The organism is Nostocoides japonicum T1-X7 (assembly GCF_001046855.1).
Taxonomy (GTDB): Bacteria; Actinomycetota; Actinomycetes; order Actinomycetales; family Dermatophilaceae; genus Nostocoides; species Nostocoides japonicum.
This window is the reverse complement of sequence record NZ_HF570958.1, coordinates 2,407,294-2,418,150: the sequence shown is the minus strand read 5'-3', so window position 1 is coordinate 2,418,150 and position 10,857 is coordinate 2,407,294. Positions and strand designations below refer to the sequence as shown.

The following is a 10,857-nucleotide window of genomic DNA, read 5'->3' as shown; positions in this document are numbered from 1 at the left end:
AGGCGGGTGCCCTCGGCACCCTGCTGCCCGGCGGACGACCCGTCTCCGACTCGGCCGCCCGGGCCGAGGTGGCTGCCGCCTGGGCCGTCGAGGAGCTCCCGGCCAAGCACGGCCGGGACACCGCCGCGATCCTCGCCGCGGCCGCGGCAGGGGACATCGGGGCTCTCGTCGTCGGCGGCGTCGACCCGGCCGACATCGGCTCGCCGGACGCGAGCGCCGCCCTCGAGAAGGCGTTCGTCGTCTCCCTCGAGCTGCGCCGGTCCGCCGTCACCGAGGCCGCGGACGTCGTCCTCCCCGTCGCCGCCCACGCCGAGAAGGCCGGGAGGTTCGTCAACTGGGAGGGCCGGGTCCGTCCCTTCCAGGCCGCGCTCGACACCGGGTCGATGAGCGACTACCGGGTCCTCGACATGCTCGCCGCCGAGCTCGGCGAGTTCCTCGGGACGAAGACCGATGCCCAGATCCGGCGCGAGATGACCGCGCTCGGCTCGTGGACCGGGCCGCGCACCGCCGCCCCCGGGGCGACGGCCGGCGCCGCCCCGGCCACCTCGGACGGGCAGCTCGTCCTCGCGACCTGGCCCACGTTGCTCGACAAGGGCCGGATGCAGGACGGCGAGCCGTTCCTCGCCGGCACGGCACGGCATACCGTCGCCAAGGTGTCCGCCGCGACGGCCGAGGCGCTCGGGGTGGCCGACGGCGACGCCGTCACGGTGTCCACCGACGCCGGCAGCATCACCGCGCCCGTCGCCGTGACCGACATGGTCGACCACGTCGTCTGGCTGCCGACGAACTCCGAGGGGTCGGCCGTCCGGCCGTCCCTCGCCGCCGTTCACGGCAGCGTCGTCACCGTCACCCGGTCCGCCCTCTCGCCGGCCACGGGGACGACGGGAGCCGCCTCGGGCGACGGACCGACACCCCACGGAGCCTCCGCACGGATCGAGAACGGAGCAGACGCGTGAGCGCCGTCCACGCCCTCGCCGAGCACGTCGCCTACGCGCACCCGACCCTGGCGGCGCTCGCGACCGACTCGACCGACAACCCGTCGGCGGACTTCAGCGACACGCCGTGGTGGCTCTCGCTCATCAAGGCCGTGCTCATCTTCGTCTACCTCCTCCTCTCGACCCTCATCGTCATCTGGTTCGAGCGCCGCGTCATCGGCCGGATGCAGCAGCGACCCGGACCGAACCGCACCGGGCCGTACGGCCTCCTCCAGACGCTCGCCGACGGCGTCAAGCTGGCCCTCAAGGAAGACCTCGTCCCGAAGAACGCCGACAAGATCGTCTTCTTCCTCGCCCCGGCCATCGCCGGCGCCGCCGCGTTCGTGTCGTTCGCGATCATCCCCATGGGGCCCGAGGTGTGGATGTTCGGGCACCACACCCCCCTGCAGCTCACCGACCTCCCGGTCGCGGTCCTCCTCGTCCTCGCCGTCGCCGGCGTCGGCGTCTACGGCATCGTCCTCGCCGGCTGGTCCTCGGGATCGACGTACCCGCTGCTCGGCGGGCTGCGCTCGACGGCCCAGGTCATCTCCTACGAGATCGCGATGGGCCTGTCCCTCGTCGCCGTCTTCCTCTACAGCCAGTCGATGTCGACCTCGCAGATCGTCGGCGCCCAGCACTCGCTGTGGCACATCATCCCGGCGTTCTTCTCCTTCTTCGTCTACGTCATCACGATGGTCGGCGAGACGAACCGGCTGCCCTTCGACCTCGCCGAGGGCGAGGGCGAGCTGACCGGCGGCTTCCACACCGAGTACTCCTCGCTGAAGTTCGCGATGTTCTTCCTCGGCGAGTACGTCAACATGTTCACCGTCTCGGCGCTTGCGACGACGATGTTCCTCGGCGGCTGGCAGGCGCCTCCCGGCATCTCGGCGATCAACGACGGCATGTTCAACCACGCGTGGTGGGGCCTGCTGTGGTTCACGATCAAGCTGTGGCTGTTCATGTACTTCTTCGTGTGGCTGCGCGGCGCGCTGCCCCGCACGCGGTACGACCAGTTCATGCGCTTCGGGTGGAAGTTCCTCATCCCGGTCACGCTCGCCTGGGTCGTGCTCGTCGCCTTCATCCGCGGCGCGCGGCTCGGCTACTTCGGTGACGCCTCGTTCACCGTCGGTGGGCGGACGTTCTCCGTCGCGACGGTGCTCATCATCCTCGTCGTCGCGGCGACGGTGCTGCTCATCACGTACATCATCGAGGGCCGTGCGGAGGCCAGACGGGAGGCCGCGGCCGCCCCGCCACCGGCCGAGGTGGATCCGTATGCGGGAGGCTTCCCCGTGCCGCCGCTGCCAGGTCAGGTGCTGCGTGAGCCGGCGCGGGCGTCCCGCCGGCTCGGCGCGGCCGGTGCCGGCCCGCAGGACCACGAGGCGACCGGCGGCGTCTCGACGCTGACCGACGCGCCGACCGAGGAGTCGACCGACACCTCGACCGATAAGGAGGCCCCGCGTGGCTGACGAGAAGAAGGGCGGCTTCCTCTCCGACCTGTTCGCCCCGGTCGGAGGGTTCGGGGTCACCTTCGCGACGATGTTCCGCAAGGTCGCGACGGAGGAGTACCCGGAGCACAAGCGCCCGACCCAGAAGCGGTTCCACGGAAGGCACCAGCTCAACCGCCACCCCGACGGCCTCGAGAAGTGCGTCGGGTGCGAGCTGTGCGCCTGGGCCTGCCCGGCGGACGCCATCTTCGTCGAGGGCGCCGACAACGACGACACCCCGCTCGCCGAGGGCGGCACCGGACGGTTCTCGCCCGGCGAGCGCTACGGGCGGATCTACCAGATCAACTACCTGCGCTGCATCTTCTGCGGGCTGTGCATCGAGGCCTGCCCGACCCGGGCCCTCACGATGACGAACTTCTACGAGCTCGCCGACGACAACCGCGCCGACCTCATCTTCACCAAGGAGCAGCTGCTCGCACCGCTCCAGGCGGGCATGCTCCCGCCGCCGCACCCGATGGTCGAGGGGACCGAGCAGAAGGACTACTACCTCGGGCACGTGACGGGGGCGACCGACGCGCAGCGGGCCTGGGTCGAGGCCAACGACGCCGAGCCGCAGGACGGGATGGCGCCGACCCCGGGCGAGGACCCGGTCATCGGCGTCGACACCGTCGAGCACGGCCAGCAGGCGACCCGCGAGACGACCGAGGCGGTGAAGCGATGAGCGGCGGCGAGTCGATCCTCTTCTGGATCTTCGGCCCGCTCGCGGTCTTCGCCGCATTGGGGCTGCTCTTCGCGAGGAAGGCCGTCCACGCGGCCCTCGGCGTCGCATTCGTCATGGTCGTCCTCGGCATGTTCTACCTCGCCCAGGGCGCGCCCTTCCTCGGCGTCATCCAGATCTTCGTCTACACCGGCGCGGTCATGATGCTGTTCCTCTTCGTCCTCATGCTCGTCGGCGTCGACTCCTCCGACTCCCTCGTCGAGACGATCAAGGGCCAGAAGTGGGCCGGGCTGCTGCTCTCCGCCGCCCTGTGCGTCATCCTCACCGAGACGGTGGGCCACGCGAAGTGGGGCACCGCGAAGGGTGTCGCGTCGATCAACGAGGCGACGGGCAACGTCAGCGGGATCGCCAACCTCATCTTCGGCCGCTACGTGTGGGTCTTCGAGGTGACCAGCGCCCTGCTCATCACGGCCGCGATGGGCGCGATGGTCCTCGCCCACCGGGAGCGCCTCACCGCCGCGCCGAGCCAGCGCGACTGGTCCAAGCGGCGCATCCGCGAGGGGATCAACGTCTCCGGCCTCCCCGCACCGGGCGTCTACGCGCGGCACAACGCCGTCGACACCCCGGCCCTGCTGCCCGACGGCACCCCGTCGGCGCTGTCGGTCTCCCGCGTCCTCGACGCGCGCGACCAGGTGACGACGCCCCACCGGTTCGTCGACGCCGAGCACACGCTCGAGTCGGAGATCGAGGAAGGCGGCGACCGATGACCAACCTGGTCAACTACATCTACCTCGCGATCCTGTTCTTCGCGATCGGGACGGCCACCGTGCTCGTGCGCCGGAACGCCATCATCGTCTTCATGGGCGTCGAGCTCATGCTCAACGCGGCGAACCTCGTCTTCGTCACCGTCGCCCGGATGCGCGGCGCACTCGACGGCCAGGCCATCGCGCTGTTCGTCATGGTCGTCGCCGCCGCCGAGGTCGTCGTCGGTCTCGCCATCATCATGGCCATCTTCCGAGCCCGCAGGTCCGCGTCCGTCGACGGCGCCAACCTGCTGAAGCTGTAAGAAGGAGCACTCGAGTGCACTCGCTCATCACCGAGACCGGGGTCGTCACCCAGGCCGCGACCGGCGTCTCCAGCGTCGGGTGGCTCCTCGTGGCACTGCCGCTGTTCGGGGCAGCATTCCTCCTCGTCGGCGGCAAGGCCACCGACAAGTGGGGGCACCACCTCGCGACGATCCTGTCCTGGGCGGCGTTCGTCGTCGGTGCGGCGGCCTTCCTCCAGATGCTCGGCAACGACCCGGAGCACCGCAGCTACCACCTGCGCCTGTTCGACTGGATCTCCGCGGGGGGCTTCAAGCTCGAGGCCGGCATGCTCCTCGATCAGCTGTCGATGTCCTTCGTCCTCCTCGTCACCTTCGTCGGGTCGCTCATCCACGTCTACTCCATCGGGTACATGGCGCACGACCCGAACCGGCGCCGCTTCTTCGCCTACCTCAACCTGTTCGTCGCCTCGATGCTCCTGCTCGTCCTCGCCGACTCCTACCTGCTGCTGTTCGTCGGGTGGGAAGGCGTCGGCCTCGCGTCGTACCTGCTCATCGGCTTCTGGTACACGAACCCCGCGTATGCGACGGCCGGCAACAAGGCGTTCGTCGTCAACCGGGTCGGCGACATCGGCCTGACCCTCGCCATCATGGCGATGTTCGCCGTCTTCGGTCACGTCGACTTCGCCTCGGTCCAGGCGGGCGTCGGCACGGCGTCGAAGGGGTGGGTCACGGCGATCGGACTCCTGCTCCTCCTCGGCGCCTGCGGCAAGTCGGCGCAGTTCCCCCTCCAGAGCTGGCTCGGCGACGCGATGGCCGGCCCGACGCCCGTGTCCGCGCTCATCCACGCGGCGACGATGGTCACCGCCGGTGTCTACCTCGTCGTCCGCAGCGGGTTCATCTTCGACGCCTCGCCCGACGCCCGCCTCGCCGTCTGCTTCGTCGGCGCCATCACCCTCCTCTTCGGGGCGATCGTCGGCTGCGCCAAGGACGACATCAAGAAGGCGCTCGCCGCCTCGACGATGAGCCAGATCGGCTACATGATGCTCGCCGCCGGGCTCGGGCCGATCGGGTATGCCTTCGCGATCTTCCACCTGCTCACCCACGGCTTCTTCAAGGCCGGCATGTTCCTCGGCGCCGGCTCGGTCATGCACGGGATGAACAACCAGGTCGACATGCGCCGCTTCGGCGGGCTGGCGACGGTCATGAAGATCACCTGGGTGACCTTCGGCTTCGGCTGGCTCGCCATCCTCGGCGTCCCGCCGTTCTCCGGCTTCTGGTCCAAGGACAAGATCATCGAGGCCGCGTTCGTCGGCGACGGCTGGCAGCCGTGGGTGTTCGGCACCGCGGCGCTCGTCGGCGCGGGCATCACCGCCTTCTACATGTCCCGCCTGTTCTTCATGACCTTCCAGGGCAAGAAGCGCTGGAGCGACGACGTCCACCCCCACGAGTCGCCGCTCGTCATGACGGTGCCGATGATGGTGCTCGCCGTCGGCTCCGCCGTCCTCGGCCTCATCCTCGGTGTCACCGACATGTTCCCGACGTGGCTGGAGCCGGTCGTCGGGGGCGGCGCCGAGGAGCACCCGGTCATCAACAAGTGGGTCCTCATGGGGCTGACCCTCGTCCTGGTCATCGTCGGCATCGCCCTCGCCTACGTCCGCTACGTACGGGAGGCGGTGCCGGTCGCCCCGCCGAAGGGCTCGCTGCTCACCCAGGCCGCCCGGGTCGACCTCTACCAGGACGCCGTCAACGAGGGCCTGTTCATGCGGCCGGGCATCCACCTGACCCGCGGGCTCGTCTTCACCGACCGCAAGGGCGTCGACGGAGCGGTGGGCGGGCTCGCCGCCTTCGTCGGTGGTGCCTCCTCCCGGGTCCGGCGCCTGCAGAACGGCTACGCCCGGTCCTATGCCCTGACGATGCTCGCCGGCGTCGTCGCCATCCTCGGTGTCATGTGGGTGATCAACTGATGAGCTCCTTCCCCTGGCTGACGACGCTGCTCGTCGTCCCCCTCGTCGGGGCCCTGATCGTCGTGCTCCTGCCCAAGGGCTCCGCCGGGCGGGCCAAGCACGTCGCGCTCGGCGTCTCCCTCGTCACGCTCGTCCTCGGCATCGCTGCGGCGACGCAGTACCGGCGGGACGCGGGCACCCAGTTCCAGCTCACCGAGCGGCACGAGTGGATCCCGCAGTTCGGCGTCTCCTACGCCCTCGGCGTCGACGGCATCGCGCTCGTCCTCATCCTCATGGCCCTCGTCCTCACCCCGATCTGCATCCTCGCGGCGTGGGACGACGTCCCGGAGGGGGGCACGCGGGAGAAGAGCTACTTCGCCCTCATGCTCGTCCTCCTCGCCTTCATGGTCGGGGTCTTCGCTGCGACGGACGTCTTCTTCTTCTACGTCCTCTTCGAGGCGATGCTCATCCCGGTGTACTTCCTCATCGGGTCCTTCGGCGGGGAGCGCCGGCAGTATGCCGCGCTGAAGTTCCTCCTCTTCTCCCTCGCCGGCGGCCTCGTCATGCTCGTCGCCGTCATCGCCCTCTACCACTACGGCCCGGGCGGCAGCGAGGGCTTCCTCGTCGAGAAGCTCACCGGCCTCACCATCCCGCAGACCGCCGAGCGGCTCATGTTCGTCGGCTTCTTCCTCGCCTTCGCCGTCAAGGCGCCGATGTGGCCGGTCCACACGTGGCTGCCGGACGCGGCGACCGAGGCCAAACCCGCGACCGCCGTCCTCCTCGTCGGCGTCCTCGACAAGGTCGGCACCTACGGGATGATCCGCTTCTGCCTCCAGCTGTTCCCCGAGGCGAGCAAGTGGGCCACCCCCGTCGTCATCGCCCTCGCCGTCGTCTCGGTCCTCTACGGCGCGCTGCTGGCCATCGGACAGACCGACATGATGCGCCTGATCGCCTTCACGTCGGTGAGCCATTTCGGCTTCATCGTCCTCGGCATCTTCGCCATGACGTCGACCGGCTTCGCGGGATCGTCCCTCTACATGGTCAACCACGGCTTCTCGACGGCGGCCCTCTTCCTCTTCGCCGGCATGTTCATCATCCGGCGGGGCAGCAAGCAGATCCCCGACTTCGGCGGCTGGCAACGGATCACCCCGGTCCTCGCCGGCGTGTTCCTCGTCGCGGGGCTGTCGGCCCTGTCACTGCCCGGGCTGTCGACCTTCGTCTCGGAGTTCCTCGTCCTCGTCGGCACCTTCCAGAAGTACACGCTCGCGACGGTCCTCGCCGTCCTCGCGATCGTCCTCGCCGCGCTCTACGTGCTCCTCATGTACAAGCGGATTGCGACCGGTCCGACGCCGGAGCTGCCCGAGCCGGTGTCCGACCTCGGCATCCGCGAACGGCTCGTCGCCGCGCCGCTCATCGCCGTGCTCCTCGTCCTCGGCTTCGCGCCGAACCTCGCGCTCGACGTCATCAACCCGGCCGTGACAGCGACCCTCCACCACGTCGGCGTGACCGATCCGACCCCCCTGAACGCCGGGAGTGACAAGTGAGCGCCGTCGTGACGTCCGCCGTTCCCGCCGCCTTCCTCCAAGCGGTCAAGGTCGACTACTGGGCGGTCCTGCCGCTGCTCATCGTTCTCGGCGGAGCCCTCGTCGGCGTGCTCGTCGAGGCCTTCGCGCCGCGGCGGAGCCGGCATACCCTCCAGGTCGTCTGGACCCTCCTCACCCTCGTGGCGTCGCTCGTCGTCCTCGCGGGATGGAGCCGGGGCCACGAGGCGAAGACCCTCGGCGGCTCCGTCGTCATCGACGGCCCGACCCTCTTCCTCCAGGGCACCCTCCTCGCCCTGTCGATCCTCGCCGTCCTCACGATGGCCGAGCGGTTCCCCGGGCAGGACGCCGACGCCTTCACCCCGATGGGGGCGGCGACGCCGGGGTCCCCCTACGAGGCCGCGGCGGCGCGCGCCGGGCTGACGACCTCCGAGATCTTCCCGCTCACCCTCCTGTCGGTCGCGGGGATGATGCTCTTCCCGGCGGCGGGCGACCTCATCACGATGTTCGTCGCCCTCGAGGTCCTCTCGCTGCCGCTCTACATCATGTGCGGTCTGGCTCGGCGGCGCCGGCTGCTGTCCCATGAGGCGTCGCTGAAGTACTTCCTCCTCGGGGCCTTCTCCAGCGCGTTCTTCCTCTTCGGGGCCGCCCTGCTCTTCGCCTACTCCGGCTCGCTCGACCTCGTCACCATCGCCTCGACGACGTCGGCCGCCGCGCCCGAGCTGAACAACCTGCTCCTGCCCGGCGTGCTCCTCGTCCTCATCGGCCTGATGTTCAAGATCGGGGCCGTCCCCTTCCACTCGTGGACCCCCGACGTCTACCAGGGCGCGCCGACGCCGGTGAGCGGCTTCATGGCGGCCTGCACGAAGGCCGCCGCCTTCGGCGCCATCCTCCGGGTGGCCTACACGGCCTTCGACGGCTCGCGCTGGGACTGGCGCGCCGCCGTCATCGCCGTCGCCATCCTCACGATGGTCGTCGGCTCCGTGCTCTCGGTGACGCAGACGGACATGAAGCGCCTCCTCGCATACTCCTCGATCGCCCACGCCGGCTTCGTCCTCGTCGGCGTCATGGCCTTCGACAAGGCGGGCGTCTCGGGCACGATGTTCTACGTCGCCGCATACGGACTCACGGTCATCGCGGCCTTCGCCGTCGTGTCGATGATCCGCGAGAACGGCTCGGAGGCCACGCACCTGTCCCAGTGGGCGGGCCTCGGCAAGAACCACCCGGTCGTCGCCGGGGTGTTCGCCTTCATCCTGCTCGCCTTCGCCGGCATCCCGCTCACGTCGGGGTTCACGGCCAAGTACGCCGTCTTCGCTCCGGCCGTCACGGACGGCGGCCGGGCCGGCGTCATCATGGTCATCATCGGCGTGCTGTGCAGCGCGATCACGGCGTTCGTCTACGTCCGGATCATCATCCTCATGTACTTCACCGAGCCCTCGAGCGAGGACGTCACCGTCCTCGTCCCGTCGCCGATGACGACGATCGCCGTCACCGTGGGCGTCCTGCTCACCTTCGCGCTCGGTGTCGTCCCCGGTCCGGTCCTCGACTTGGCCGGTCAGGCCTCGCAGTTCATCCGCTGAGGCAGCCTTGGCCCTGACCCCACCCGTCCTCGCACTGCCCGGCACGTCGCCCGAGCTCGGCGAGTCACTCACCGACGGCCTCTCCCGCGTCAACGACCTCATCGAACGACGCGTCGACCACGACGACCCGTTCATCGCCGAGGCCGCCGGCCACCTCGTGCAGGCCGGCGGCAAGCGCCTGCGGCCCCTGCTCACCCTGCTGGCCAGCGAGCTCGGACCGCTCGGGATCAACGACGAGGTCATCTCGGCCGCCGCCGCCGTCGAGCTGACCCACCTCGCGACCCTCTACCACGACGACGTCATGGACGAGGCGCACGTGCGCCGGGGCACCCCGAGCGCGAACGCGCGCTACGGCAACTCGACGGCGATCCTCGTCGGCGACCTCCTCTTCGGCACCGCCTCGGAGATCACGGCCGCGCTCGGCTCGCAGGCGGTGCTCATCCAGGCGCAGACCTTCGTCCGGCTGTGCGCGGGGCAGATCCGCGACGACCGGCCGGCTCCGGACGGGGAGGATCCCGTCGCGTACTACCTGTCCGTCCTCGAGGACAAGACGGGCGTGCTCATCGCGACGGCGGCCCGGTACGGCGGCATGTTCGGCGGGTCCTCGCCCGAGGTCGTCGAGATGCTGCGAGAGTACGGCGAACGGCTCGGGATGGCCTTCCAGCTCGCCGACGACCTCATCGACATCGCGAGCGACGCGGACGAGACGGGCAAGACGCCCGGCACGGACCTGCGCGAGGGCAAGGCCACCCTGCCCGTCCTCCTCGTCCGGTCCTCCACCGACCCCGCCGACCGGCCGCTGCAGGAGCTCCTCGCGAGCGACCTGCACGACGAGGACCGGCTCGCCGCGGCGCTCGTCGGCCTGCGCGGCCACCGGGCGATGGACGAGGCCCTCGAGCGGACCCGGGCCATCGGCCGCGAGGCGGTCGCGGTCCTCGACCCCCTCCCGCCGTCGGACGCCAAGGACGCCCTCATCGCCCTCGTGACGAGCGTGGTGCACCGCGCCGGCTGAGGGCCCCTTGGCGTCGCGTCGGTCGAGGTGTTCGGCGACCTTCCCGGTGTCTCTGTACCTCTACTCTGTGGGGGTCCGGCCGGGTCGAGGTATGGGCCGACCGTCCGGTGGTGTCGTTGTACCTCGACTCCGTGGGCGCGCCGCGGGGTCGAGGTATAAGCCGACCGTCCGGTGGTGTCGTTGTACCTCGACTCCGTGGGGGCTCGGCGGAGTCGAGGTATGGAGTGCACGTCCGGCGCGGTTTCGAATCGCACGTGTCGAGGTGTTGTCATCTCGGGAAGAGGGCCGGACCACGACAAGCCCGCACGTGCCGAGCGGGGTCACTGAGTCGAGGCGCGGGCGACCATCCGGAGGGATCTTTGTACCTCGACTCGAAAGGGTCCGGCTGGGTCGAGGTATGGGGTGGCCGTCCGGAGGGATCTTTGTACCTCGACTCCCGAGGCCTTGGCGGGGGTCGAGGTATGGGCCGAGCGTCCTGGTGTCTTTGTACCTCGGCTCCGAGGGCGCGCCGCGGGGTCGAGGTATGGGGTGACCGTCTGGCGGGATCTTTGTGCCTCGACTCCCAGGGCTCGGCGAGGGTCGAGGTATGGAGTGCACGT

General features: G+C 69.9%; 9 protein-coding genes. All 9 read left to right on the top strand.

The window, feature by feature from the left end:
- The coding region (locus tag BN12_RS10790; RefSeq protein WP_157635705.1) for a molybdopterin dinucleotide binding domain-containing protein at positions 1–956 on the top strand (956 nt) is incomplete at its 5' end.
- Between the two features lie 47 nt (positions 957–1,003).
- The gene (gene nuoH, locus BN12_RS10785; RefSeq protein WP_048556291.1) at positions 1,004–2,440 is read left to right on the top strand and encodes an NADH-quinone oxidoreductase subunit NuoH; all 1,437 of its coding nucleotides are present in this window, start codon (positions 1,004–1,006) and stop codon (positions 2,438–2,440) included.
- Positions 2,433–3,140 (top strand): NADH-quinone oxidoreductase subunit NuoI, encoded by a 708-nt coding sequence (gene nuoI / locus BN12_RS10780; RefSeq protein WP_083454567.1) that lies wholly within the window; start codon positions 2,433–2,435, stop codon positions 3,138–3,140. Before nuoH ends, nuoI begins: the two co-directional genes overlap by 8 nt.
- A complete protein-coding gene (locus tag BN12_RS10775) occupies positions 3,137–3,904 on the top strand; it encodes an NADH-quinone oxidoreductase subunit J (protein ID WP_048552379.1) in 768 nt (255 codons plus the stop codon). The genes nuoI and BN12_RS10775 overlap by 4 nt, the downstream gene beginning before the upstream one ends.
- Complete coding sequence (gene nuoK, locus BN12_RS10770) at positions 3,901–4,203, top strand: NADH-quinone oxidoreductase subunit NuoK (protein ID WP_048552378.1); 303 nt, start codon at positions 3,901–3,903, stop codon at positions 4,201–4,203. The genes BN12_RS10775 and nuoK overlap by 4 nt, the downstream gene beginning before the upstream one ends.
- A gap of 14 nt (positions 4,204–4,217) precedes the next feature.
- A complete protein-coding gene (gene nuoL / locus BN12_RS10765; protein WP_083454566.1) occupies positions 4,218–6,146 on the top strand; it encodes an NADH-quinone oxidoreductase subunit L in 1,929 nt (642 codons plus the stop codon).
- The gene (locus BN12_RS10760; RefSeq protein ID WP_048552377.1) at positions 6,146–7,669 is read left to right on the top strand and encodes an NADH-quinone oxidoreductase subunit M; all 1,524 of its coding nucleotides are present in this window, start codon (positions 6,146–6,148) and stop codon (positions 7,667–7,669) included. Before nuoL ends, BN12_RS10760 begins: the two co-directional genes overlap by 1 nt.
- Positions 7,666–9,246: an NADH-quinone oxidoreductase subunit NuoN gene (nuoN, locus tag BN12_RS10755; protein WP_235432374.1), complete on the top strand. Its 1,581-nt coding sequence runs from the start codon at positions 7,666–7,668 to the stop codon at positions 9,244–9,246. Before BN12_RS10760 ends, nuoN begins: the two co-directional genes overlap by 4 nt.
- A 7-nt stretch (positions 9,247–9,253) precedes the next feature.
- Complete coding sequence (locus BN12_RS10750) at positions 9,254–10,258, top strand: polyprenyl synthetase family protein (RefSeq protein WP_048552376.1); 1,005 nt, start codon at positions 9,254–9,256, stop codon at positions 10,256–10,258.
- Positions 10,259–10,857: the final 599 nt, after the last annotated feature.

What these genes read in the sequence shown, in the direction of transcription:
- BN12_RS10775 (WP_048552379.1), top strand. Translation starts at nt 3,137, where the DNA reads ATGAGCGGCGGCGAGTCGATCCTCTTCTGGATCTTCGGCCCGCTCGCG.
- nuoK (WP_048552378.1), top strand. Translation starts at nt 3,901, where the DNA reads ATGACCAACCTGGTCAACTACATCTACCTCGCGATCCTGTTCTTCGCG.
- BN12_RS10760 (WP_048552377.1), top strand. Translation starts at nt 6,146, where the DNA reads ATGAGCTCCTTCCCCTGGCTGACGACGCTGCTCGTCGTCCCCCTCGTC.